This window comes from Bradyrhizobium sp. STM 3561 (assembly GCF_045571455.1).
Classification (GTDB): Bacteria; Pseudomonadota; Alphaproteobacteria; order Rhizobiales; family Xanthobacteraceae; genus Bradyrhizobium; species Bradyrhizobium vignae.
On the sequence record NZ_CP120695.1, the window covers coordinates 4,791,495 to 4,817,364 of the forward strand.

Genomic DNA, 25,870 nt, shown 5'->3' on the forward strand with positions numbered 1-25,870 from the left:
AGTTGCTGCCTCAAACAGCGCCAACTCACGCTTTTTTACCGATTGTTACCCCAAACCTGCCGTATTCGCGCCAAGGCTTAACCAAATTGCACCGAGGTTTGAGGCCGCCGGCGGCGGGTTGACTGAACCACCAAATGCGTAATTAATCATTTAAAATCAGTCGCTTGGAAGCATCATCCGGGCATGTACGGGGCAAAAGGAAAGGTCCCGGCGAACCTCTCGCCGGGACCTCTTTTCGTCTGCCTTATTGTAACAATCCTCAGGTCGCCTGCCGGCGCAGGAAGGCCGGGATATCAAGATGGTCGTCACCCTGTGGCGCCGGCGCAACAGGCGCGGGGCGGCCATGCATGTCCAGACCCTGCGGCGCGGGACGGCGGGCATACTCTGATACCGGCTCATTGGATGCGATTTGCTGCGCCACGGTCTTCTGCTGCCGGCGCTCGGGCAGTGGCGGCATAGCGGGACCGGCGGTGCGGGCCGCGACCGGCGGCTCACTTTCCTCGTCGCGACGGCCAAGCCCGACATTGGCGAGGCGCTGCAGCAGCGACAGGCGGGTCTTCTGCGGGGCCTCCTCTTCGACCTCGCCGCGGGCCTGACGAATCTCGGCCTGTGCCGGAATCGGCAGTTCCTCGATGCGCGGCATCCGCGGCGCGCGCACCGGACGCTCCGCCTGCGGCGGGATGAAGGTTTCGGGCGTCATCGGCTCCTGCATTGCGACCGGGGCCATGTCCGGCTCCGGGAACAGGGTCGGCTTCTGCGCGATCGGTCGCACCGTGACATCGCCATAGGTCTGCGGCGCGGGCGCCTGCGGGGCTTCAGCCACGGCAGCGGCGATGGCGGCGAGCGCAGCACGCTCGACGTTCGGACGGGGCGCGGCAGCAGCCGGAGCCGGCGCGCCGGCCGGGGTCTGGGCTTCCAGCTTCTGGGCGCGTTCGGCCAGACGCTGGTTATCGGCACGGAGCCGCGCGGTGAGGTCGGCGAGACGGCTCTCGGCAGCGGCGGCCGGCGCCGCGGCCTGCTGCACCTGCGGGGCCGGGTTTGCGACGGGAGCGGAGGTCGCCTGGCTGTTGCGGGCGATCGCGGCCTGCTCGATGCCGGTTGCGACCACCGAGACGCGGATCAGGCCGTCGAGCGCCTCGTCGAAGGTCGCGCCGACGATGATGTTGGCGTCCTGGTCGACTTCCTCGCGGATGCGGGTCGCGGCCTCGTCGACCTCGAACAGCGTGAGGTCCTTGCCGCCGGTGATGGAGATGAGGAGGCCCTTGGCGCCCTTCATCGAGCTGTCATCGATCAGCGGGTTGGCGATCGCGGCTTCAGCGGCGGTCAACGCACGCTTGTCGCCGGAGGCTTCGCCGGTGCCCATCATCGCCTTGCCCATCTCGCGCATGACGGCGCGGACATCGGCGAAGTCGAGGTTGATGAGGCCTTCCTTGACCATGAGGTCGGTGATGCAGGCGACGCCCGAGTAGAGCACCTGGTCGGCCATCGCGAAGGCGTCGGCGAAGGTGGTCTTCTCGTTGGCGACCCGGAACAGGTTCTGGTTCGGGATGATCAGGAGCGTGTCCACGACCTTGTGCAGCTCGGCGATGCCGGCTTCGGCCGTGCGCATGCGGCGACCGCCCTCGAAGTGGAACGGCTTGGTCACGACACCGACGGTGAGGATGCCCATGTCGCGCGCGGTCTTGGCGATGACCGGTGCAGCGCCGGTGCCGGTGCCGCCGCCCATGCCGGCGGTGACGAACACCATGTTGGCGCCGGAGAGATGGTCGCGCAGCTCGTCGATCACCTCTTCCGCCGCCGCGGCGCCGACGTTCGGCTGCGAACCGGCGCCGAGGCCTTGCGTGACCGCCGTGCCCATCTGCACGATGCGCTGCGCCTTCGACATCGTCAGCGCCTGCGCGTCGGTATTGGCGACCACGAAGTCGACACCCTGCAGCCCCGCCGTGATCATGTTGTTGACGGCGTTGCCACCGGCACCGCCGACGCCGAACACGGTGATCCGGGGCTTCAGTTCGTGAATATCAGGAACATTGATGCTGATGGTCATGGTTGCCTCTCGATCACGCGCGCGTGGGTTCGCCCCGGCCGGCGGCCGCGGGAGTTGGTGAAAATCGAAGATTGCGGAAAGCAGTCATCAGAAGCCCTCGCGTAGCCATCGTCCGACCTTTCCGAGATATCCGCCGGTCCCTGTCTTGACCTGCTGCCGCGTATGCCGCGGTTCGACATGTTCGAGGTGAACATATTGCGGGTAGACGAGAAGTCCGGTCGGCACCGCGAACGCGGCGTTCTTCGCCTCAACGGGCAGCCGGCCGAAACCAAGCGGACGGCCGACCCGCACGGGCCGGCCGAGAATCCGGGTGCCGAGCTCGACGAGACCGGTCAGCTGCGAGGCACCGCCCGAGAGCACGACGCGGCCGTTTGGCTCTGAGGCGAAGGGCGAATCCTTCAGCTTGTCCCGAACCATTTCGAAGACTTCCTCGGCACGGTGCTTGACGATATTCGCGATGGTGGCGCGAGAAACGATCTGCGGCAGATCCTGCTCGTCACCGGCTGTCGGCACAGACATCAGCTCACGCGAGTCCGATCCGCCGGTGATGACGGTCCCGTATAAGGTCTTGATTCGCTCGGCATCGGCAATGGTGGCCGAGAGTCCGCGCGCAAGATCCATCGTGATGTGTTGCCCGCCAACCGCAAAACCCGCCGCATGCACGAAGCGGCCGCCTGAATAAACGGCAATCGTGGTGGTGCCCGCGCCCATCTCGACGACGGCAGCGCCGAGATCGGCCTCGTCGTCGGTCAGCACCGACAGACCGGCGACATAGGGGCTCGCCGCCATGGCTTCGACATTGATGTGGCAGCGTTCCACCGCCAGCATCAGGTTCCGCGCCACGGTGGCGTCGCAGGTGACGACGTTCATGTCGACGCCGAACTGGTGCGCGACCATGCCGCGGGGATCGCGGATGCCCTTGACGCCGTCGAGCGTGTAGCCCACCGGCAGCGCGTGCAGCACGGTGCGACCTTCGCCGGTGGCATGGCGCATGCCGGTGGAGGTGACGCGGCTGACATCGGCCGGCGTCACGGCGCCGCCACGGATGTCGGCGGCGGCTTCGACCAGCTGGCCGGCGGGCCGGCCGCCGGAGACCGACAGCAGCACCGACTCGACCCGTACCTTGGCCATCTTCTCGGCAAGCCCGACGGCGTGACGCACCGCCTGCTCGCATTCGCCGAGATCGATCACCGCGCCGGCCTTCATGCCGCGCGCCTGGATCTGGCTGTATCCGATCAATTCCACCGCATGGGTGCGGCCGCGCAACGCATCGCTCGGCGGCGACGGCTTCAGCCGTGCGATCATGCAGGCGATCTTGCTGGTGCCGATGTCGAGGCAGGCGACGAGGCCGCCGCGCTTGTGCGGCATCGGGCGCGTCTTCGGCGTCTGGGTGCGATCGAGACCGGTCATGCGGAATCCCCGGCCTTCTTTTTCTTCTTGTCCTTGAACTGCTCCTCGCGCGCCTTGGCGGCGTCCTCGGACAGCTGCACCACCAGCCGATCGGGCAGGCGCATGTCGACGGCGACGATATCGCGGGAGAACAGCCTGTCTTCCTTGTCGAGCTTCGAAAGCATCGCAAGCGCATTGCCGACGTCCTGCTCGGGCAGGCGGATGTCGAGGCCGTCCTTGAGCCTCAGGTTCCAGCGTCGCTCGCCGACGAAGATCGCGGCTTTGGTGATCGATTTGACCTGCGGATAGCGCGCCAGGAGCGCCAGGAAATCGCGGGCCTGCGTCTCGGCGCCCTTGCCGACCACGAGCGGCAGCGTCAGGAAGCGCCGCGAGACGTAGGGTTCGAGCACGGCGCCGTCGTCGGCGATGACCGAGAGGCGGCCGGCCTCCTGCCACAGCGCGAACGCCTTGCGCTCGGTGAGCTCGATCATGAGCTGGCCCGGATAGAGCTTCAGCACGGTCGCATCCGCGATCCAGGGATTGGCCTTCAGCTTGTCGCGTACCGCATCGGCATCGAGGAACAGCAGCGAGGAGCGGCCGCTGACGCCGCCGATCGCGAGAATCTCGTCCTGGGTCAGCTGCTTGCGGCCGTTGATCACGACGGAGGTGATGCGGAAGCCGGCGGAATTGGCCAGCGCGTTGCGGGCATCACTGACCGCAGTGATGAAATCCTGGAGATGGCCGCCCTTGACGATGCCAAAGCCGCAGCTTCCGATCAGGAGCAGCACGGTCATGGTGAGGCCGACCCGGCGCGGCAGATAGCGCTCGACCAGTGCAACCACGCGCGGCGGCGGCTCACGCTCGACGGCGGCCTTGGCTCTGGTTTTGGCGTTGTCCTTGGCGGCAGCGCGCGCCTCTGCGTGCTTGTCCTGTACCCACTCGCGCAAAAGCACGACCGCTCCGATAGCGGCCGCCTTCAGGTCAGCTTGGGGCCTCAGCGATCTGAAAACCGATCGGGAGAGGCTTCCTGCTCCATCCATTGCACGAGCTCGTCAACAGTTTGCCCGCGACATCGCGCGGATCCTGGCGAACATGACGTCTCGGTGCCGGGCCGGGTGCTGGTCTTCAGCAGAAGAAGCCTCTCCCCTTCAATGCGTTCGCTGGAGGTGACATCACCCGCGACAGCTCACGCGCCGGCAGCCAAAGCGCCATATGCGCCGCCAGCGTTAACCTTCGGACGTCCTGGTAAACAAAAGGTAAAATTCGTTAACGATTTGCGCATTTTGCCCCGCGATATCCGGCCTTTGTGCCGCGATATCCGGCATTTTACCGGTTTTGGCCGCTAAACCCGGCCGTTTCGCCAATCCGGCCGTTAACCAGTCCTAATTATTTCCGTACGCCGCGCCCGGCGAGCTCGACCAGCCCGTGCAGGAAATCGACGAACGCGATACCTTCCGCCTTCAGCGCCTTGGGATAGAGCGAGGACTTTGTCAGCCCGGGGAGCGTGTTGGTCTCGAGATAGACGAGGCCCTTGTCCGAGACGATGAAGTCCGAGCGCGAGTAGCCGGTGCAGGACATCGCGCGATGGGCCAGCATCGCCTGCTCCTTGAGCGCGGCGGTGATCTCCGGTGCGAAGCGGCCGGGGCATATCTCCTGGGTCGACTTCAGCAGATATTTCGCCGCGTAGTCGAAATTGCCCTCGCCCGGAATGATCTCGATCGGCGGCAGCGAGATGATCGAGCCGTCGGTGCGCTCCAGCACACCGCAGGTCGCTTCCACGCCGGCGATATAGGGCTCGATCACGTATTCCTCGTGCTTTGCCGCGTTACGGACGGCGACGAGATCCTGCTTGGCGTTGACGAAGATCAGGCCATAGCTCGACCCATCCCGGGCCGGCTTTGCGATCAACCGGCCGTATTCGGCAAAGGCCTCCTCGATGTCATCAAGCGCAACGTTCGCAGGCGGCGTCACGCCGCCGAGCGCGGCGAAGCGCTTAGCGGCGATCTTGTCGAAGGCAAGATGCGACGACGCCGAGCCCGAGCCGGTGAAGGGCACGCCGCGCGCCTCGCACATCACCTGCAATTCGCCGTTCTCGGCACGCCCGCCATGCAGGCCAAGCACCAGCACGCGGCCTTCGGCCTTGGCCTGGTCGAGCGCCCGGTCCAGCGGAATGCCTGATGTGCCCGGCTTGAACTCGTCCTCGAACGGACGGGCGTGTTCGAGCAGTTGCTTCGACTGCACCACATGCACCTTGTCCTCGACGTCCCACCACCACAGGTCGGCCTCCGGCAATGCCTGATGCAGCGCCTGGGCCGAGGCGACCGAGACAAGACGCTCGCGGTTGGAGCCGCCGAAGAGGATGGTGATGCGCATTCGTGTCCTCATATTGGTCATTCCGGGGCGCGCGAGGCGCGAACTGTGGTGCGCAATTGCCCACCTGAGAAGCTCGAGATTCCGGGTTCGATGCCAACGCATCGCCCCGGAATGACGGAAATCATGAAACCCCGATCCGCTTGATTTCCCAGTGTAGCTCAATTCCGGAATTCGCCTTCACGCGCTCGCGCACGGTCTCGCCGAGTGTCTCGATATCGCGCGCGGTGGCATCGCCCGTGTTGATCAGGAAGTTGCAGTGCATCTCCGAGACCTGCGCGCCGCCGACACGCAAGCCGCGGCAGCCGGCGGCATCCACCAGCTTCCAGGCGGAGTGGCCCGGCGGGTTCTTGAAGGTCGAGCCGCCGGTCTTCTCGCGAATCGGCTGCGCGGTCTCGCGATGGCTCTGCACCTCGGCCATGCGCGCGCGGATTGCCTCCGCAGCCCTGATCTCACCGCGAAACCGGGCGGAGGTGAAGATGATGGAAGGATCGACGCCGCTGTTGCGGTAGACGAACTTCATGTCGGCGTTGGAGAAGACATGCTTCGTGCCGTCGCGCGCGACACCCCTCGCCTCGATCAGCACATCCTTGGTCTCGCCGCCATTGGCGCCGGCATTCATGCGCAGCGCGCCTCCGATGGTCCCGGGAATGCCGAAAAAGAATTCGAGTCCGCCGATATTGGCGGAAGCCGCCACTTCCGCCACGCGCTTGTCGAGCGCAGCCGTGCCTGCGGTGACGATGTCGCCACTCGCGGTCGCCTCGCCGAAGGCGCGCGGCGCGAGACGGATCACCACGCCGGCAATGCCGCCGTCGCGCACGATCAGGTTGGAGCCGACGCCGATGACATAGACGGGAATGTCGGAGGCAAGATGCGCGAGGAAATAAGCGAGATCGTCCTCATCCGCCGGCGTGAACAGCACCTGCGCCGGACCGCCGACGCGAAACCAGGTGAGTTCGGCCAGCGACTGGTTCGCCAGCAGCCGGCCGCGCAGCTCCGGCATTGCGGCTTTGAGCGAGGGTGTGATGTCGGGGAAGCTCACCGCCCTACCCCAATGCCTTCAATTCGCCGGGCAACGCATACGCCCATTGCGTGATGTTGCCGGCCCCAAGGCAGACGACGAGATCGCCGGACTTCGCCAATCCCCTGATGATGCCGGCGAGCTCCGTTGCTGCCGGCAGCGGGATCACCTCGCGATGGCCGTGCGCGCGCAGGCCAACGACGAAATGGTCACGGTCGATGCCGTTGATCGGCGCCTCGCCGGCGGCATAGACGTCGGCGACGACAACGGCATCGGCATCGTTGAAGCAGGTGCAGAATTCCTCGAACAGCGATTGCAGGCGGGTGTAGCGATGCGGCTGCACCACGGCGATGATCTTGCCGTTGGTGGATTCGCGCGCAGCTTTCAGCACGGCAGCGATCTCGACGGGGTGGTGGCCATAGTCGTCGATCACGGTGACGCCGTTCCACTCTCCGGTCCTGGTGAAGCGGCGCTTGACGCCGCCGAAGCCGGCGATCGCCTTGCGGATCGCCTCGTCGGAGACGCCGAGCTCGCGCGCGACCGCGATCGCGGCCGTCGCATTGGAGGCGTTGTGACGGCCCGGCATCGGCAGCATGAGATCGGCGATCTCGTGCACGCTGCCCGTCTTGCGATCGCGGAACGCGACCTTGAATTTCGATCCGCCGCCCATCGGCGTCAGGTCGACCAGCCGCGCATCGGCCTGCGGATTCTCGCCATAAGTGATGATGCGGCGATCCTCGATCTTGCCGACGAGGCTCTGCACCACGGGATGATCGATGCACATCACGGCAAAGCCGTAGAATGGCAGGTTCTCGACGAAATGACGGAAGGCGTCCTGCACGGCCTCGAAGGTCTTGAAGTGGTCGAGATGCTCAGGGTCGACATTGGTGACGATCGCGACATCGGTCGGCAGCTTCAGGAAGGTGCCGTCGCTCTCATCGGCCTCCACCACCATCCAATCGCCGGCCCCCAGCCGCGCGTTGGAGCCGTAGGCGTTGATGATGCCGCCATTGATCACGGTGGGATCGAGCCCGCCGGCATCGAGCAGTGTTGCGACCATCGTCGTCGTCGTGGTCTTGCCGTGCGTGCCGGCGATGGCGACGCAACTCTTCAGGCGCATCAGCTCGGCCAGCATTTCGGCGCGGCGCACCACGGGAATGCGTTTCTCGCGCGCCGCCATCAGTTCCGGATTGTCGCGCTTGATCGCGGAGGACACGACCACGACCTCGGCACCGTCGATATTCTCGGCCTTATGACCGACCGAGACTTTCGCACCCTTCTTGCGCAGACGGTCGAGATTGTAATTGTCGGCGGCGTCGGAGCCCTGCACGGCATAGCCGAGATTGACCAGCACCTCGGCGATGCCGCTCATCCCGATCCCGCCGATCCCGACGAAGTGGATGGGTCCGATCTCGCGCGGCAGTCTCATGCTCAGTTCCCTGACCTTGCCGCCGGAACGGCGGCATCTGCGGAGGTCACGGCCAAATCAGCCGCGCGCCCTTCCCACTGGATGCCCCGCTTTGGAACGCGAAGACAAGGGCTTTTTCGCGTCAGATTCCCGCGACCTTGACCACCAGATCGGCCAGCCGCTCGGCGGCATCGAGCCGCCCTGCCCCCTTCGCGGCGGCGGCCATGGCGGCAAGGCGCGCGGGTTCGGCAGCGAAGGCGGAGATCTCGGCGGCGAGACGATCCGAGGTGAACTCGGTCTGCGGGATCCGGACGGCACCGTCGACCTTGGCCAGCACGCCGGCATTGGCGAACTGATCCTGGTCGATCGAGCCGGGCAGCGGCACCAGGATCGACGGCCGGCCGATCGCCGCGAGTTCGGCGACGGTGCCCGCGCCGGAGCGCGACACGACCAGATGATTGGAGGCGAGTCGCGCCGGCAAATCGGTGAAGAACGGCGCGAGCTCCACCTTGATCCTGAGCTTGTCATAGACCGCGCGCACGCGGGCCATATCCTCTTCGCGCACCTGCTGGGTGAGGGCGAGGCGGCTCCATAGCGCAGGCTCGAGCCGCTCGATCGCGCCCGGCACGATATCGGCCATGATGCGGGCACCCTGGCTGCCGCCGACGACGAGCACGCGCAGCGGCCCGTTCACCTCGGGCGCGGCATATTTCACCGCAGCCGCCGCGAGGATCGCCGGGCGCATCGGCGTGCCGACGGTCGTGGTCTTGCCTGCCAGCGCCGGATCGCGATCGAGCACGCCGGGCAAGGACGTCGCGATCGCGCGCACGCGGCTCGACAGGAACCGGTTGGCGCGGCCGAGTACCGCGTTGGCATCATGGATGATGCTGGGAACGCCGGCGAATTTCGCCGCGACCAGCGGCGGCAGCGTCGGATAGCCGCCAAAGCCGACGACGGCAGCCGGCTTCAATCGCTTGATCAGGCCAAAGGCGGAGAGCGTGCCGACGGCGAGCGTGAGGCCGGCATAGGCGAGCTGGAATGGATTGCGGCCGCGCGCAGTCTCGCTTCTGACGACGTCGATCATGTCCTTGCTGAACAGCCCGCTATAGCGCAGCGCGCGCTCGTCGGTGACGAGGCGAACGCGAAAGCCGCGCCGGATCAGCTCGACGCCAAGCGCCTCGGCCGGGAACAGATGGCCGCCAGTGCCGCCCGCGGCGAGGAGAATCAAGGGGGAAGATGTGTCCATAAGCGCCCTTTTACAGGGTCCCTCACGTCATTGCGAGCGAAGCGAAGATTCCATGGGGAGTGGATAGCGACCAGGTCTGAGGCCAGACTGAGGGTTGCTGAATCCATTCAACCTGGAGACGACGATGTTGCTCGATCATCCTTCCGACGGACTGGCCGCTATCCGCACGCAGTTTGGCGCAATTTTTGTGTCATTGGAACTAAGCCGTTCGACATGGCTGGTCACTTCGCTGTCGCCCTGCAAGGGCGAGAAGATGTCCAAACGCAGCATGAAGGCCGGCGACCTTTCGGAACTGTTGAAGCTGTTTGCGGAGCTGAAGCGCAAGCGCAGGCGCGAACGGGTGAGAGCTATCCGATCATCGCGATCCAGGAGGCGGGGCTGGACGGGTTCTGGCTTCACCGCGCCCTGCAGCAGGAAGGCATCGAGAGCCACGTAGTCGATCCGGCCTCGATTGCGACGCCGCGCCGGCGCCGGCGGGCCAAGACGGACCGGCTGGATGGCGAGACGCTGTTGCGGACGCTGCTGGCCTACAAGCGCGGCGAGGTACGGGTCTGCGCCATGGTCGTTGCGCCCTCTCCGGCAGAGGAGGACCGCCGTAGGCTGTGCCGCGAGCGAGAGACCTTGATCGCGGAGCGGATCGAGCATGTGAACCGGATCAAGGGTCTTCTGTTCGCGCAAGGGATCTTCGACTACGCGCCGCTGCGGCGAGACCGGCGGAAGCGGCTGGAGGCCTTGCGGACGGGCGACGGGCGCGCCTTGCTGGCGCATCTGAAGGCGCAGATCAGCCGCGAACTCGACCGGCTCGAACTGCTGCTCGACCAGATCACGGCGGTGGAGCGCGAGCAGGATGCGTTGCTGGCCGCGAGCAAGGCGGCGGGGGAGAAGACCGTATCGAACCCGGTGGCAATGCTGCTCGAACTGAAGAGCCTGGGCCCGAACTTCACGGCCGTTCTCTGGTCGGAGGCCTTTTACCGGCAGTTCGCCAACCGCCGCCAGATTGCATCCTATGCCGGCCTTGCAGCCACGCCATGGCGCAGTGGCGGCATCGAGCGCGAGCAAGGCGTGTCGAAGGCTGGCAATCCGCGCCTGAGAACCACGATGATCCAGCTCGCCTGGCTCTGGGTACGCCACCAGCCTCAATCGGCTTTGACCCAGTGGTTCAAGGTGCACAGCCAACGCGGCCGCAAGCGCGCGATCGTGGCGCTCGCGCGCAAGCTGCTCGTGGCCCTCTGGAAGTACGTGACCGCGGGCGTGGTGATCGAGGGAGCCGAGATAAAGGCCGCCGCCTGACACCACGCTCCTCAGCCTCAAAGCCAATCCGCCGAGATTGATCAGCCTCGGCCGATCCGGGTGGACGAACCGATGGATTGCATGGCTTCAAACGCCGTAACGAAGAATGGTCTCGTCCTCTCGAGCCTGCCCGCCGCAAGCGGAATGTTGGTGCAGCCGCCGCCGCGCGGCGACCGAATGTGAGTTTGATCTGGCAAGCAAACCAGATTGCAAAAACCGGCTCGACCCTTGGATCGCCTGACGAAAAGGAGTTATCCGCCCGCTGCCCCGACTGCCAAAGCCTGATGGCGTGCTCGCTCGAGTCAAGGCCAAGTCGCTTCGCGACGGCCCTACGGGCCGACCTTGACTCGATCTGCGCGCGCCATCCTACGTGCTCCACGGTCGGGACGAAGAGCTGGCCTGCAATCGAACAAAGAGCTGAACAAACCGCCTTGACACACCAAATCCCCATGTGAGCAATCCAGACTACCTCCGTTGCTTCGTCGCTTCGCTCCTCGCAATGACGGCTTACGCGTAACTGCGCATCGCTTCGGCGTGGCCGCTCGCCTCGACTTCGGTGCGCGGGCGCAGCCGCGTCAGCGCCAGCATCATGCCGACGCCATAGGCGAGCGAGACGATCGAGGAGCCGCCATAGGAGATGAACGGCAGCGTCATGCCCTTGGCGGGGACGAGCTGCAGGTTCACCGACATGTTGATCGCCGCCTGCACGCCGAACAGGATCGCCAGCCCGGAGGCCGCGAAGCGCGAGAACATGTCCTCATTGGCGTAGGCGCGCGACAGCGTGCGGATGACGACGAAGGCGAACAGCGCCAGCATGGCGAGGCACAGGATGATGCCGAACTCTTCGGCGGCGACCGCGAACACGAAGTCGGTATGGCTGTCCGGCAGGCTGCGTTTTGCAATTCCCTCGCCTGGTCCGAGGCCGAACCAGCCGCCGTTGTAGAAAGCCTCCATGGCGGTATCGACCTGGAAGGTGTCGCCCGACGCCGGGTTCATGAAGCGCTTGATACGGCCGGCGACATGCGGGACGAACAGATAGGCGCTGAACAGGCCCGCGGCGGCGGCGCCGGCAAGACCGAACACCCAGATCATGCGCATGCCCGCGATGAAGAACAGCGAGCCCCACACCATCAGGATCAGCATGGTCTGGCCGAAATCCGGCTCCATCACCAGCAGCGACACCAGCATCAAGAGCAGAACAAGCGCCATCGACGTCGCCGGCATCTCCGGCCGCCTGGTCGATTCCGCAAACAGCCATGCCGCGATGACGACGAACGATGGTTTTGCGATTTCGGAGGCCTGGATGTTGACGCCGAGCAGCGTGATCCAGCGCCGCGAGCCTTTCACTTCGGGACCGATGGCGAGCGTCACCGCGATCAGGACGATGCTCATCGCAAAGATGATCAGCGCGCTGCGCCGGATCGATCGCGGCGACAGGAAGGACACGCCGAGCAGCACCAGGCAGGACGGCAGGAGGAACAGCACGTGCCGGCTGAAAAAATGGAAGGGATCAAGCCCGATGCGGGTCGCCACTGGCGGACTCGCCGCCAGCGACAGGATGACGCCGGTCAGCATCAGCACCAGAATCGCCCCGAGCAGCGGCTTGTCGACGGTCCACCACCACTCGGAAAAGGGGGTGCGTTCTTCACGGGAGAGCATGGGCGGCCGCTTTCAGACAGAGGTCCGTCCATTGGTCGCCGAGGTTGGTTACCGCAGGGTTAAGGAAATCCGGATGTGTGGAGATGATCTCCGCCGCCGCCACACAACTAACTGTCATGCCCCGGCTCGACCGGGGCATCCAGTACGCCGCGGCCTCTCGGCTCAAGCGCCGCCCCTGGGATACTGGGTCGCCCGGTCACGCCGGGCGAGGACAACGGAGATTGTGGAGAGGGGATGCCTCAGACCACCGGCTTCACACCCGGCAGCGCCTGCACCAGTTCGCGGAACTTGGTGCCGCGGATCTCGAAGTTGCGGTACTGGTCGAAGGATGCGCAGGCTGGCGAGAGCAGCACGACTGCGTCGGTGAGGCCCGACGCTTCCGCGTCGCGCGCGGCGTGCTCGACCGCGACATCGAGGGTTTGGCTGATCTCGTGCGGCACTTGTCCCAGCGTGCCCGAAAACTCCTGCGCGGCCTCGCCGATCAGATAGGCTTTTCGGATGCGCGGGAAGAAGCCCGTCAAGCTGGTGATGCCGCCCGCCTTCGGCTTGCCGCCGGCGATCCAGAAGATGTCGACGAAGGACGAGAGCGCATGTGCGGTGGCATCCGCGTTGGTGCCCTTGGAATCGTTGACGAACAGCACATTGCCGCGGCGCCCGACCTGCTCCATGCGGTGCGCAAGGCCCGGAAAGCTGCGCAGGCCATTCTGCAGCACGTCCAGGCTGATGCCCATCGCGAGCGCGGCCGCCGCCGCGCAGGCCGCATTCTGTGCGTTGTGCAGGCCGCGCAGCGAGCCGATACCGCCGAGCGCGGCGACTTCGCTGCGGGCGCCGCCCGACGCGCGCACGATGTTGCCGTGCTCGACGTAAAGGCCTGACGCGAGCGGATTCTTGACCGAGATCCGCACCACGTTCTTGCCGGCGCGATCGAGCCGGTCGGCGACATCGCGGCAATAACCGTCGTCGACACCGACGATCGCGGTGCCGCCTTCTTGCACGGCCGCGACGAGGCGCTCCTTCACCGCGGCGTAGTGCGCGAGCGTGCCGTGGCGATCGATATGGTCCTCGCTGACGTTGAGCAAAATGCCGACGGAGGGATCGAGCGAGGGCGTGAGGTCGATCTGATAGGACGACATCTCGATGACGTGGACGCGGCCCATGCGTGGCGGCTCCAGCGACAGGATCGCGGTGCCGATATTGCCGCCCATCTGGGTGTCGTAGCCGGCAACCTTTGTCAGATGCGCGATCAGCGCCGTCGTGGTCGACTTGCCGTTGGTGCCGGTGATGGCAACGAACGGCGCGTTCGGCGCATGCCGGCGCCGTTCGCGGCAGAACAGCTCGATATCGCCGATCACCTCGACGCCGGCTTCGCGCGCCTTCAGCACGCTCCAGTGCGGCACCGGATGGGTCAGCGGCACGCCGGGCGCGAGCACGAGCGCTGCAAACTTCGCCCAGGAGACGTTGCGCAGGTCCGCAGTGATGAAGCCGGCCTGCGCGGCCTTGGCGACATTCTCGGCACTATCGTCGGCGGCGACCACCTCGGCGCCGCCGGCCTTCAGCGCGTGGCACGAGGCGAGCCCCGAGCCGCCGAGGCCGAACACCGCGACCGTCTTGCCGGCGAAGGATGTGACCGGGATCATCGCGGGGACCGTCAGCGCAGCTTCAGCGTCGAGAGACCGGCGAGCGCCAGCATCACCGAGATGATCCAGAAGCGGATCACGATCTGCGGCTCGGTCCAGCCGAGCTGCTCGAAATGATGATGGATCGGCGCCATCCGGAAGATGCGCTTTCCGGTGAGCTTGAACGACACCACCTGCACGATGACGGAGACCGCCTCCAGCACGAACAGGCCGCCGATCACCGCAAGCACGATCTCGTGCTTCACCGCGACCGCGATGGCACCGAGCATTCCGCCGAGCGCGAGCGAGCCGGTGTCGCCCATGAAGATCGAGGCCGGCGGCGCGTTGAACCAGAGGAAGCCGAGGCCCGCCCCTAGCAGCGCGCCGCAGAGCACCGCGAGTTCGCCGGTGCCCGCGACATATTTGATCTGGAGATATTCGGCGAACACGGCGTTGCCGGCGAGATAAGCGATCATCGCAAAGCTCGCGGTCGCAATCATCACCGGCACGATGGCGAGGCCGTCGAGACCGTCGGTGAGGTTCACCGCGTTGCCGGAGCCGACGATGACGAAGGCGCCGAAGATGACGAAGAACCAGCCGAAATGCAGCACCGTGTCCTTCAGGAAGGGAATCGTCAGCGCAGTCGATGCGGGATCGCGGTTCAGCCGCACCAGCGCATAGCAGGCGACCAGCGCGATCGCCGCCTCGATCAGCAGGCGAAGCTTGCTGCCAAACCCGGTCGTGGTCTGCTTGGTGACCTTGAGGTAATCGTCGTAGAAGCCGACGAAGCCGAAGCCGAGCGTCACTGCGAGCACGATCCAGACATAGGGGTTGAGCGGATTGGCCCACAGCACCGTGCCGACCGTGAGCCCGGATAGGATCATCAGCCCGCCCATGGTGGGCGTGCCCTTCTTGGCGAGATGCGATTGCGGACCGTCGGTGCGGATCGGCTGGCCCTTGCCCTGGCGGATGCGCAAATGATCGATGATCCAGGGTCCGAACAGGAACACGAACAGCGCGCCGGTCACGACGGCGCCGCCGGTGCGGAAGGTGATGTAGCGGAAGACGTTCAGGACCGTGCGGATTGCACCGAAGCCCGGAAATGTATTGGAGAGCTCGATCAGCCAGTAAAACATTCAGACGGTCCTATGGCGCCTTCGCACGCGCAGCCTTGGCCTGGTTCTCGGCCTTCATTTTGGCCTCAACGTGCCTCACGCGCATTCGCTGGTCTTCATCATCGGGTCGGACGCGACCTCAGGGGAAACGGACGGCTTCGTGCCGCAAAAGAGGGATTCGGGAACAGCGCCTTCCAAGCAGTTTACGCCTTTGCCTGCAAGGCGGCCACCAGCCCCGGCACAAACTTGTTGACCCAGAACATCTTCTTGCTGCCCTTGACAACCACGACGTCGCCTGCCTTCAGCAGGCGCGCAACCTCGCTCGGCTTCAGCGTGGCGGGATCGTCGTGCCAGCCGAGGCCCTTGCCCGCTGGCAGCACGTCGTAGAGATGACGCATCAGCGGGCCGACGCAGTAGACCGCGTCGATGCCTTCGAGATGCCTGGCGAGGCCGGTGTGATAGCTCGGTGCGTCCTCGCCCAGCTCGAGCATGTCGCCGAGCACCGCGATGCGGCGACCGCCGCTGATGTTGCGCGCCTCAAGGCTTTGCAGCGCAGCCGCCACGCTGGCCGGATTGCCGTTGAAGCTGTCGTCGATCACGGTGATGTCGCCGATTGCCTGCTCGACGCCGCGGCCGGTCATGATGCCGACGCGGTCGAGCTTGATCGCGAGCGTCGCGACGTCGAGATGCGCAGCATGAATCGAGGCCAGCGCAGCCAGCGCATTGTGCACCCGGTGCGGCGCGCCGGGGGTGAGGCTGAAGGCGATCTCCTTCTTGCCGATCGCGGCCACGACCTGCCACCTCTCGCCGTGAGGCGCATGCGCGACCTCGTGCACCTCGGTGTGCTCGCCTCCGAAGCGCACGACCCTGCCTTTCCACTCGGGCGCCTTGATCCCGGCGGGCAGCACCAGCACGCCATCTTCGGGCAGGCCGAGCGCGATCGACACCTTTTCGCGCCGGATAGCGTCGAGCGAGCCGAGCTTCTCCAGATGCACCGGCTGGACGTTGACGACGAGCGCGACGGTCGGCCGCGTCAATTCGCTGAGCCGCGCGATCTCGCCTTGCTGGTTCATGCCCATCTCGACGACCCAGAGGCTGGCGTCCGGCTTGGCATTGCACAGCGTCAGCGGCACGCCCCAGAAATTGTTGAAGCTCGAGGGGCTGGCATAGGCGTTCGGATAAGCCGCCAGAAACTCCTTGGTGCTGGTCTTGCCGGCGCTGCCGGTGAGCCCGATCACCGGCCCGTGGAAGCGGGCGCGGGCAGCGCGCGCGAGGCCCCAGAGGCCGTCGATCAGCGTATCCTTCACGACGATCTGGGGGATGCGGATGCCCGCGATCTCGTGCGGCACGATCATCGCGACCGCGCCTGCGGCTTCCGCCTTGTCCGCGAACTCCCAGCCGTCGCGCGCGCTGGCGAAGGCCGAGATGAAGCCGCCGCTCGGCGTGCCGCTGAGCGCGACGAACAGGCTGCCCGGCTTCACCAGTCGGCTGTCCTGGGTGACGAAATCGATCGGCGTATCCGGGAAAGATCCGGCGGCGCCCAGCGCACGCGCGACCTCGGCAACCGTCCATATCGGCGCGCTCATGCAATCCTCGACGCTAGTGCGGCGGCAACCGCCTCGTGATCACTGAAGGGCAGCACCTCTCCACCGACGATCTGCCCGGTCTCGTGGCCCTTGCCGGCGATGAGCAGTGCATCGCCGTCTTCCAGCTCCTCGATCGCGGCGCGGATCGCGGCAGCGCGGTCGCCGATCTCGCGTGCGCCCTTCGCAGCGGCGAGGATCGCGGCGCGGATGGCATCCGGCTTCTCGCTGCGCGGATTGTCGTCGGTGATGATGACGCCGTCGGCATTCTCCGCCGCGATCGCGCCCATGATCGGACGCTTGCCGGCATCGCGGTCGCCGCCGGCACCGAACACGACGACCAGCCTGCGCTTGGCATAGGGCCGCAGCGCCTGCAGCGCTTTCGCCAGCGCGTCGGGCTTGTGCGCATAGTCGACGAAGATCGGCGCGCCGTTGCGCTCGCCGACGCGCTCGAGCCGGCCCTTGGCGCCTTCGAGATGTTCGAGGCTTGCGAACACGTTTGCAGCATCGCTGCCGGTGCCGATGGCAAGGCCGGCCGACACCAGCGCGTTCTCGATCTGGAATTCGCCGACCAGCGGCAGCCGGATCGCGTAGCCCCTGCCGCGATGTTCGACCGTGAGCTTCTGCGCAAAGCCTTCGACCACGGCCTCGGTGAGGCGGATGCCCTCGCCTGCGCCATCACCGTTGCGGCCCACCGCCATGATGCGCAGGCCGCGCGCCTTCGCCGCATCGATCGCTTCCGCCGAGCAATCATGATCGGCCGAGATCACGGCGGCGCCGCCCGGCGGGATCAGCTCGCGGAACAGGCGAAGCTTTGCCGCGAGATAATGCGCGACCGTCGGATGGTAATCCATATGGTCGCGCGAGAGATTGGTGAATCCGCCGGCCGAGATATGCACGCCATCGAGGCGGTACTGGTCGAGCCCGTGCGAGGACGCCTCGAAGGCGAGATGCGTGACGCCTTCGCGCGCGATCTCGTCCAACTGCCGGTGCAGCGCGATCGGATCCGGCGTCGTCAGCGAGCCGTAGACCGTGCGCTTCGGCGAAACGAGACCGATGGTGCCGATGCTGGCGGAGGCATGTCCGAGCCGCTCCCAGATCTGACGCGTGAAGGCGGCAACCGAGGTCTTGCCGCTGGTTCCGGTCACCGCCGCAATCGTTGCAGGCTGCGCGGGGAAGAATCTTGCGGCGGCGAGCGCCAGCGCGCGGCGCGGATTGGTGGCGGCGATGAACGGCACCTTGCATGCTGCCGGCGCATGATCGCCGACGATTGCGATCGCGCCCGCAGCAACCGCAGCATCGATGAAGCGAGCGCCATCGGTCTTGCTGCCCGCGAGCGCGAAGAACAGATCGCCCGGCTTGACCACGCGGCTGTCGAGCGCAACGCCGCTCACGTCGAGCGCCGCAACGGCGGGCTCGATCGCGGCATCATTGCCCAGAACGTCTTGACCTAAGAGGTCGCGCAGCTTCATGGTCTTCCAGTCGACATGCCCGGCCGGAAAGCCGAATCCTTGGGAAAATCCCGACTCAGCACCGGCGACGGCCCACCCGGTTGATTACTGGGTTGTCCTGGATGCTGCAAGAATAAGGCGCTCGGACGGCGGCAGGTCAAACCGCGGCTCGACGCCCAGAAGCGGCGCGATCCGCTCGATCACCTTGCCGCCGGTCGGCACCGCGTTCCAGCCGGAGGTGATGAAACCCTTCGTCTCGGGAATCGCCTGCGGCTCGTCCAGCATCACCAGGATCTGATATTTCGGATCGTCGCAGGGCATGATGGCGGTGAACGAGTTGAGCACGCGCTTCTTGGCGTAGCGGCCGTTGATGACCTTTTCCGACGTTCCGGTCTTGCCGCCGACATAGTAGCCCTTGATGTCGGCGGTCTTGGCGGTGCCGATTTCGGCGTTGAGCCGCATCAGGAACCGCATCTTGTCGCTGGTCTCCGGCTTGATGACGCGCTTGGCCATCGCCATGGCTTCGGATTCGCTTCGTTTCATGAATGTCGGCGGAATCAGGTAGCCGCCGTTCACCAGCGCGTTGATACCCATCACGGCTTGCAGCGGCGCCACGGAGAGGCCCTGGCCGAACGCGGCAGTCACCGTGTTCAGCTCGCTCCAGCGCCGCGGGATCAGCGGCGCCGCGCTCTCCGGCAATTCGGTGCGCAGCCGCGTCAACTGCCCCATCTTGGCGAGGAAGGCCTTGTGCGCCTCGACGCCCTGGCCGAGTGCGATCCGTGCGGCACCGATGTTGGACGAGTAGGTGAACACTTCCTTGGTGTTGATGAAACGTCCGAGCGGATGGCTGTCGTGGATCGTGAACTTGCCGTAGTGCAGGTTTCCGCGCGCATCCCACATCGAGTTCAAGTTGATCTTGCCGGAATCGAGCGCCATCGCCAGCGTGAACGCCTTGAAGGTCGAGCCCATCTCGTAGACGCCGGTGGTCAGGCGGTTGATGCGGTCGGGGTCGTGCGCTTCCTTCGGATTGTTGGGATCGAAGTCCGGCAGCGAGACCATCGCCACGATCTCGCCGGTCTTGACGTTGGAGACGATGCCGGAGGCGGCCTTGGCGTGGAACTTGTCCTTGGCCTTCAACAGCTCGTCGCGCAGCGCATGCTCGACGCGCAGGTCGACCGAGAGCTCGATCGGCTTCTGCAGCCGGTCGGTGGCAAAGCCGGCGCGGTGGAGATCGGCCAGCCCTTGGTTGTCGAGCCACTTCTCGAGGCCAGCGATGCCCTGGTTGTCGATGTTGACGAGACCGATGAGATGGGCGACCTCGTTTCCGGTGGGATAGACGCGCTTGTTCTCGCGCAGGAAGCCGATGCCGGGAATTCCGAGCTTGTGGACGGCCTGCTGCTGCGCCGGCGTGACCTCGCGCTTGAGCCAGACGAAGCCCTTGCGCGTCCTGAGGCGCTCGCGCACCTCGACCTCGTCGAGGTCGGGAATGGTCGCGGTCAAGAGCTCGATCGCCTCGTCCTTGTCGATGATGCGGCGCGGCTCGCCGAACAGGCTCGCCGCCTTGACGTCGGTCGCAAGGATTGCGCCGTTGCGGTCGACGATGTCGGGCCGTGCGGTCGCAACCACCTCCTGCGCCGCAGCGCGGCGCGCGCTGTGGGCGTCGGCGCCGATCGCGAACATCACGAGCCGGCCGCCGATCAAAGCGTAGACCGAGGCGAAGGCGAGCATTGCGAGGCCCACGCGCGCGCGCGCCTTCGCGGCGCGATCGACATTGCGCCCGTAGAGCAGGCTTCGGATCAGCCGCTGCCGCCAAGGCTCGGCCGACTTTTCGGTTGGTCTTGCAGGCGTTGCCGGGCTCATTGCTTGTCCTCGGGCTGAGGAACGGAACCCGTCACCGTGTCAGGGTCGCTCGCGGCTTCGATGGTCTTGAGCATGGCCCCGATCGGATCGGGCTCGCCCGGCCTGAACATCCGCGGCGGACGCTCCGGCAGGTACTTCAGCGAATCATATTGCGTGCCGTTGATCGGCTTCAGCGACAGATGCCGGTCGGACAGGCCTTGCAGTCGCAATGGCGCATCGAGCTTGGCCCATTCTGCGCGCAGCGAGGCGATCGCATCGCGCTGTTCGCGGATCTCCGCATGCAGCCGCAGCACCTTCTCGGTGCGCGCCGTGGAGTCCATCTTGATCCGGTAGACATGGGCGGCTGCGAAGATCAGCGCACCGATGACGAGGAGGTGGATGATGCGCATGCGCTAGCCGCCCCTCATCACGTCCGAGAGCTTTGGCCAGGACGATGCCTCGTCGGTCTCGTGCGCCGGCGCCAAGGTGCGCTCGGCGGCGCGCAGCTTTGCCGAGCGCGCGCGCGGATTATGCGCGACTTCGTCCTCGCCGGCGACGACCGGCCGCCGCGTCAGCAGCTGGAAGCTCGGCGCACTTTGCGCGACTTCCGGCAGATGCCGCGAACCGCCGCCCGTCTTGGAACGCTCGGAGAGGAAATTCTTGACGATACGGTCTTCCAGCGAATGGAACGAGACGACGACGAGGCGGCCGCCGGGCTTGAGCACGCGCTCGGCCGCAGCGAGCGCGCTCTGGAGTTCCTCGAGCTCTTCGTTGACGAAGATGCGCAGCGCCTGGAACGTCCGCGTCGCCGGGTGAATGTCCCCGGGCTTCGATCGCACCACCCTGCCGACGAGATCGGCGAGCGCGCGCGTGGTGGTGAACGGCGTTTCCTGCCGGTCCGCCACGATGGCGCGGGCGATGCGGCGGGAATGCCGCTCCTCGCCGAAGAGATAGATGATGTCGGCAAGATCGCCTTCGGAGGCGCGCGCGACGACGTCGGCCGCGGTCGGGCCTGTCTGCCCCATCCGCATGTCGAGCGGACCGTCGAGGCGGAAGGAGAAGCCGCGGCCGGCCTGGTCGAGCTGCATCGAGGACACGCCGACGTCCATCACGACGCCGTCGATCGCCTCGACGCCTTGCGCGGCGCAGACCTCGGCAAGGTTGGAGAAGCGGTCCTCGACCAGCGTCAGCCGGCCCGCGGAGCGTTCGACCAGCTCGGCACCGCCGGCAATCGCGGTGCGGTCGCGATCAATGGCGATCAGTCGGGTTCCCGGCACCTCCAGGATCGCGCGGCTATAGCCGCCGGCACCGAAAGTGGCGTCGACATAGACGCCGCCCTCGCGCGGAGCGAGATGCGCGATGGCCTCACGGCCAAGAACAGGGATATGCGGCGCCGAGCTCATGCGCGACGCCTGCCGACCATCCAGCCTGACCAAGCGAGATCGGGGTCGAACAAGCCCATAACGCCTCGAATCATTGCGCGTCGCGGCGGTTCCACGACAAAGCCCCCGTCCTGCATGGTAACCAAGCCCGGTCGTCCCGGGCCACCAACCCAGTGTTCCCAGTGGAATTTGTCGGGCAGCCATGGGATTTCGAGCCAAAATACGCTTTGGCCGCCTCCGGACGCGGGTCGGCTCTTCATCTCTCAGTAACGGCCCTTAGCGTTAAGAAAGCGTTGCTCGGCTCGTGACAAGTGGAAAAGGTGACGTGGGGGTGATGCTTCATCCACACACATCGCCAAAATGCATCCGTTAACCGCGTCGCGTGATTGCGCACGGTGCAGGGTAAAGGAATAGTAAAGAGAAGGGCTTGCCCCACTCTCCGTCCGTTTGAGCTGCTCATGCCCTCCGGTTCGTCCACGCCGTCTGGATCCGATTCGAAGCGACAACGTGTTCTCCCGGTTCCCAAGACCGTGGCGGGCCTGCGGACGTTCGAGCCCGATTCCTCGATCGTGTCCGACATCATCCCCTCGCCCAATTATGGCGAGCGCAACAAGGGACGGCAGCCGGACATGATCGTGCTGCACTACACCGGCATGCCCGATGTCGAGGGCGCGCTGGCGCGGCTCTGCACGGCCGGCACCGAGGTCTCGGCGCATTATGTCGTGCTGGAGGACGGCCGCATCGTGCAATGCGTGCCCGAGACCAAGCGCGCCTGGCACGCGGGCGTCTCTTCCTGGGCCGGCGAGGACGATATCAACTCCTGCTCGATCGGCATCGAGATCATCAATCGCGGCCATGACTGGGGCTATCCGGAGTATCCGCTGCGCCAGATCGCCGCCGTGATCGCGCTGTGCCGCGGTATCATGCTCCGCCGCAAGGTGCCGGCGCACCGGGTGCTCGGCCATTCCGACGTCGCGCCCGCCCGCAAGAAGGACCCCGGCGAAAAATTTCCGTGGCATTCGCTGGCTAATTCCGGCGTCGGTCACTGGGTAACACCCGCGCCGATCGTTCGGGGCGAGAAGCTGATGCTCGGCACCATCAGCGACGCGGTACTGAGCATGCAGCAGGCACTCGCACGGTACGGCTATGGCGTGCCCCTGAACGGCAAATACGACGCCGCGACCATGGAGGTCGTCACCGCCTTCCAGCGCCATTTCCGTCCGGCCCGGCTCGACGGTGTCGCGGATCATTCGACGCTCTCGACATTGCAGGCGCTGCTGGCGAGCTTGCCGTCGGACGCGACGACGGTTGCGAAGTGAGGGCGACAGCTACATCCTCCGTCATTGCGAGGAGCTCGCGACAAAGTTGCGAAGCAATTTTGCGCTGATGCGACGAAGCAAATCCAGACTGTTTCCCCCGAGGCAGTCTGGATTGCTCACATGGGGATTTGGTGTGTCAAGGCGGTTTGTTCAGCTCTTTGTTCGATTGCAGGCCAGCTCTTCGTCCCGACCGTGGAGCACGTAGGATGGCGCGCGCAGATCGAGTCAAGGTCGGCCCGTAGGGCCGTCGCGAAGCGACTTGGCCTTGACTCGAGCGAGCACGCCATCAGGCTTTGGCAGTCGGGGCAGCGGGCGGATAACTCCTTTTCGTCAGGCGATCCAAGGGTCGAGCCGGTTTTTGCAATCTGGTTTGCTTGCCAGATCAAACTCACATTCGGTCGCCGCGCGGCGGCGGCTGCACCAACATTCCGCTTGCGGCGGGCAGGCTCGAGAGGACGAGACCATTCTTCGTTACGGCGTTTGAAGCCATGCAATCCATCGGTTCGTCCACCCGGATCGGCCGAGGCTGATCAATCTCGGCGGATTGGCTTTGAGGCTGAGGAGCGTGGTGTCAGGCGGCGGCCTTTATCTCGGCTCCCTCGATCACCACGCCCGCGGTCACGTACTTCCAGAGGGCCACGAGCAGCTTGCGCGCGAGCGCCACGATCGCGCGCTTGCGGCCGCGTTGGCTGTGCACCTTGAACCACTGGGTCAAAGCCGATTGAGGCTGGTGGCGTACCCAGAGCCAGGCGAGCTGGATCATCGTGGTTCTCAGGCGCGGATTGCCAGCCTTCGACACGCCTTGCTCGCGCTCGATGCCGCCACTGCGCCATGGCGTGGCTGCAAGGCCGGCATAGGATGCAATCTGGCGGCGGTTGGCGAACTGCCGGTAAAAGGCCTCCGACCAGAGAACGGCCGTGAAGTTCGGGCCCAGGCTCTTCAGTTCGAGCAGCATTGCCACCGGGTTCGATACGGTCTTCTCCCCCGCCGCCTTGCTCGCGGCCAGCAACGCATCCTGCTCGCGCTCCACCGCCGTGATCTGGTCGAGCAGCAGTTCGAGCCGGTCGAGTTCGCGGCTGATCTGCGCCTTCAGATGCGCCAGCAAGGCGCGCCCGTCGCCCGTCCGCAAGGCCTCCAGCCGCTTCCGCCGGTCTCGCCGCAGCGGCGCGTAGTCGAAGATCCCTTGCGCGAACAGAAGACCCTTGATCCGGTTCACATGCTCGATCCGCTCCGCGATCAAGGTCTCTCGCTCGCGGCACAGCCTACGGCGGTCCTCCTCTGCCGGAGAGGGCGCAACGACCATGGCGCAGACCCGTACCTCGCCGCGCTTGTAGGCCAGCAGCGTCCGCAACAGCGTCTCGCCATCCAGCCGGTCCGTCTTGGCCCGCCGGCGCCGGCGCGGCGTCGCAATCGAGGCCGGATCGACTACGTGGCTCTCGATGCCTTCCTGCTGCAGGGCGCGGTGAAGCCAGAACCCGTCCAGCCCCGCCTCCTGGATCGCGATGATCGGATAGCTCTCACCCGTTCGCGCCTGCGCCTTGCGCTTCAGCTCCGCAAACAGCTTCAACAGTTCCGAAAGGTCGCCGGCCTTCATGCTGCGTTTGGACATCTTCTCGCCCTTGCAGGGCGACAGCGAAGTGACCAGCCATGTCGAACGGCTCAGTTCCAATGACACAAAAATTGCGCCAAACTGCGTGCGGATAGCGGCCAGTCCGTCGGAAGGATGATCGAGCAACATCGTCGTCTCCAGGTTGAATGGATTCAGCAACCCTCAGTCTGGCCTCAGACCTGGTCGCTATCCACTCCCCATGGAATCTTCGCGGAGCCTGTCATCGGGCCGCGCTTCGCGCGGACCCGTTGGCTCGCATGATGACGTTGATACAGCCCTACCCCATCTCCCTCACCCTTCGCGCATAGAGCCGCCGCAACGGCTCGAGTTGCGTTGCCTCGGTCGCCGCACGATACGCCTCGCGCGCCTCCTCCGTCCTGCCGAGCCGCCGCAACAAATCCGCGCGCACCGCGGGCAACAGCTCATAGCCGCGAAGCCCGCCGCGCGCGGTGATGGCATCGACGAGATCGAGCGCTCGTGCCGGCCCATCGACCATCGACACCGCCGCCGCATGGTTCAACTCGATCACCGGCGAAGGACTGATGCGCAGCAGCACCTGGTAGAGCCCCGCAATCTGCGGCCAATCGGTCTCCTCGAAGCTCGGCGCACGCGCATGCAGCGCGGCGATCGCGGCCTGCACCGCATAGGGCTGCGGCCGGCCCGGCACGCGCAGCGCGTCCTCCACCAGCCGCAGGCCCTCATCGATCTGCGCGCGACCCCACAGCGCGCGGTCCTGCTCTTCGAGCAGCACGATGTCGCCGGCCGGCGTCTCGCGCCCGGCGCGGCGCGCGTCGTGCAGCAGCATCAACGCCAACAGGCCCTTGATCCCGGCGCGATCGGGCAGCAAGCGGTCCAGCAGGCGACCAAGCCTGATGGCCTCGACGGCGAGATCGGGCCGCATCAGGTCCGTGCCCTCGGTCGCGACATAGCCCTCGGTGAAGACGAGATAGATCACGGCCAGCACGCCATCGAGCCGCGGCGCCAGCGCCTCGCGCTCCGGCACTTCGTAGGGGATGCCGGCAAGCCTGATCTTCTGCTTGGCGCGGACGAGCCGCTGCGCCATCGCCTCCTCGCTGACGAGAAAGGCGCGCGCCACCTGCGCCGTCGACAGCCCACAGACCGTACGCAGCGTCAGCGCGACCTGCACCTCGGGCGCGAAGGCGGGATGGCAGCAGGTGAAGATCAGCCGCAGCATGTCGTCATCGAGCGTTGCCGGCGGCTCGTCGGGGCCCAGCGCGTTGAGCTCGAGCTCATGCACCAGCGCCTGCTGCTTGCCGCGGAAGACCACCTGGCGGCGGATGCGGTCGATCACCTTGTGCTTGGCGACGTTGACCAGCCAGGCGCGCGGATTGTCAGGGGCCTCACACCCCGCCCAGCGTTCCAGGGCAACGGCGAAAGCATCCTGGAGTGCGTCCTCGGCGAGATCGAAATCGCCGACGAGGCGGATCAGCGTGGCCAGCGCCCGCCCCGCCTCGTCACGGAATATCCTGTCGATCTCGCCAGGGGTCATGCGGCGACGCGCGGCT

At 65.9% G+C, this 25,870-nt stretch carries 18 protein-coding genes and 1 pseudogene; 2 read left to right on the top strand and 17 right to left on the bottom strand.

What is annotated here, in order from left to right; genetic code table 11:
• Nucleotides 1-259 precede the first annotated feature (259 nt).
• The 7 genes from ftsZ to murG form a co-directional block, all read right to left on the bottom strand.
• Complete coding sequence (gene ftsZ / locus P6U28_RS22775; protein ID WP_122401977.1) at nt 260-2,047, bottom strand: cell division protein FtsZ; 1,788 nt, start codon at nt 2,045-2,047, stop codon at nt 260-262.
• Nucleotides 2,048-2,134: 87 nt separating this feature from the next.
• Complete coding sequence (ftsA, locus tag P6U28_RS22780; RefSeq protein WP_122401976.1) at nt 2,135-3,457, bottom strand: cell division protein FtsA; 1,323 nt, start codon at nt 3,455-3,457, stop codon at nt 2,135-2,137.
• A complete protein-coding gene (locus P6U28_RS22785) occupies nt 3,454-4,476 on the bottom strand; it encodes a cell division protein FtsQ/DivIB (RefSeq protein WP_407119941.1) in 1,023 nt (340 codons plus the stop codon). The genes ftsA and P6U28_RS22785 overlap by 4 nt, the downstream gene beginning before the upstream one ends.
• A 346-nt stretch (nt 4,477-4,822) precedes the next feature.
• Nucleotides 4,823-5,809 carry a D-alanine--D-alanine ligase gene (locus P6U28_RS22790; RefSeq protein ID WP_122401974.1) on the bottom strand — a complete coding sequence of 329 codons (987 nt, stop codon included), beginning with the start codon at nt 5,807-5,809 and terminating at the stop codon, nt 4,823-4,825.
• A 121-nt stretch (nt 5,810-5,930) separates the two neighbouring features.
• Nucleotides 5,931-6,848, bottom strand: a complete 918-nt coding sequence (gene murB, locus P6U28_RS22795) for a UDP-N-acetylmuramate dehydrogenase (RefSeq protein ID WP_122401973.1) — start codon at nt 6,846-6,848, stop codon at nt 5,931-5,933.
• Between the two features lie 4 nt (nt 6,849-6,852).
• Nucleotides 6,853-8,256, bottom strand: a complete 1,404-nt coding sequence (gene murC, locus P6U28_RS22800; RefSeq protein ID WP_122401972.1) for a UDP-N-acetylmuramate--L-alanine ligase — start codon at nt 8,254-8,256, stop codon at nt 6,853-6,855.
• Nucleotides 8,257-8,377: 121 nt separating this feature from the next.
• Entirely contained in the window at nt 8,378-9,481 is a 1,104-nt protein-coding gene (murG, locus tag P6U28_RS22805; protein ID WP_122401971.1) for an undecaprenyldiphospho-muramoylpentapeptide beta-N-acetylglucosaminyltransferase, read from the bottom strand.
• A gap of 124 nt (nt 9,482-9,605) precedes the next feature.
• Between murG and P6U28_RS22810 the strand changes: the two are divergent.
• A pseudogene (locus P6U28_RS22810) lies at nt 9,606-10,771 on the top strand (IS110 family transposase).
• 507 nt (nt 10,772-11,278) lie between these two features.
• Here P6U28_RS22810 and P6U28_RS22815 read toward each other — a convergent pair.
• The 8 genes from P6U28_RS22815 to rsmH form a co-directional block, all read right to left on the bottom strand.
• On the bottom strand, nt 11,279-12,430 hold the full coding sequence (locus tag P6U28_RS22815; RefSeq protein WP_122401970.1) for an FtsW/RodA/SpoVE family cell cycle protein: 1,152 nt from the start codon (nt 12,428-12,430) through the stop codon (nt 11,279-11,281).
• A 239-nt stretch (nt 12,431-12,669) separates the two neighbouring features.
• A complete protein-coding gene (gene murD / locus P6U28_RS22820; protein WP_407119942.1) occupies nt 12,670-14,067 on the bottom strand; it encodes a UDP-N-acetylmuramoyl-L-alanine--D-glutamate ligase in 1,398 nt (465 codons plus the stop codon).
• An 11-nt stretch (nt 14,068-14,078) separates the two neighbouring features.
• Complete coding sequence (gene mraY / locus P6U28_RS22825; RefSeq protein ID WP_122401968.1) at nt 14,079-15,182, bottom strand: phospho-N-acetylmuramoyl-pentapeptide-transferase; 1,104 nt, start codon at nt 15,180-15,182, stop codon at nt 14,079-14,081.
• Between the two features lie 182 nt (nt 15,183-15,364).
• Nucleotides 15,365-16,747: a UDP-N-acetylmuramoyl-tripeptide--D-alanyl-D-alanine ligase gene (gene murF / locus P6U28_RS22830; protein WP_407119943.1), complete on the bottom strand. Its 1,383-nt coding sequence runs from the start codon at nt 16,745-16,747 to the stop codon at nt 15,365-15,367.
• A complete protein-coding gene (locus tag P6U28_RS22835; protein WP_407119944.1) occupies nt 16,744-18,216 on the bottom strand; it encodes a UDP-N-acetylmuramoyl-L-alanyl-D-glutamate--2,6-diaminopimelate ligase in 1,473 nt (490 codons plus the stop codon). The genes murF and P6U28_RS22835 overlap by 4 nt, the downstream gene beginning before the upstream one ends.
• A gap of 84 nt (nt 18,217-18,300) precedes the next feature.
• Nucleotides 18,301-20,055, bottom strand: a complete 1,755-nt coding sequence (locus tag P6U28_RS22840) for a penicillin-binding protein 2 (RefSeq protein ID WP_122401965.1) — start codon at nt 20,053-20,055, stop codon at nt 18,301-18,303.
• Nucleotides 20,052-20,444 (bottom strand): hypothetical protein, encoded by a 393-nt coding sequence (locus tag P6U28_RS22845; RefSeq protein ID WP_407119945.1) that lies wholly within the window; start codon nt 20,442-20,444, stop codon nt 20,052-20,054. Before P6U28_RS22845 ends, P6U28_RS22840 begins: the two co-directional genes overlap by 4 nt.
• Nucleotides 20,445-20,447: 3 nt before the next feature.
• Complete coding sequence (rsmH, locus tag P6U28_RS22850; protein ID WP_407119946.1) at nt 20,448-21,437, bottom strand: 16S rRNA (cytosine(1402)-N(4))-methyltransferase RsmH; 990 nt, start codon at nt 21,435-21,437, stop codon at nt 20,448-20,450.
• Nucleotides 21,438-21,874: 437 nt separating this feature from the next.
• On the opposite strand from rsmH, the gene P6U28_RS22855 reads away from it, so the two are divergent.
• Nucleotides 21,875-22,735 (top strand): N-acetylmuramoyl-L-alanine amidase, encoded by an 861-nt coding sequence (locus P6U28_RS22855; RefSeq protein ID WP_174221563.1) that lies wholly within the window; start codon nt 21,875-21,877, stop codon nt 22,733-22,735.
• A gap of 571 nt (nt 22,736-23,306) precedes the next feature.
• Here the strand turns inward: P6U28_RS22855 and P6U28_RS22860 are convergent.
• Together P6U28_RS22860 and P6U28_RS22865 are read right to left on the bottom strand one after the other, a co-directional pair.
• Complete coding sequence (locus P6U28_RS22860) at nt 23,307-24,473, bottom strand: IS110 family transposase (protein WP_407119947.1); 1,167 nt, start codon at nt 24,471-24,473, stop codon at nt 23,307-23,309.
• Between the two features lie 148 nt (nt 24,474-24,621).
• On the bottom strand, nt 24,622-25,854 hold the full coding sequence (locus P6U28_RS22865; protein WP_407119948.1) for an RNA polymerase sigma factor: 1,233 nt from the start codon (nt 25,852-25,854) through the stop codon (nt 24,622-24,624).
• Nucleotides 25,855-25,870: the final 16 nt, after the last annotated feature.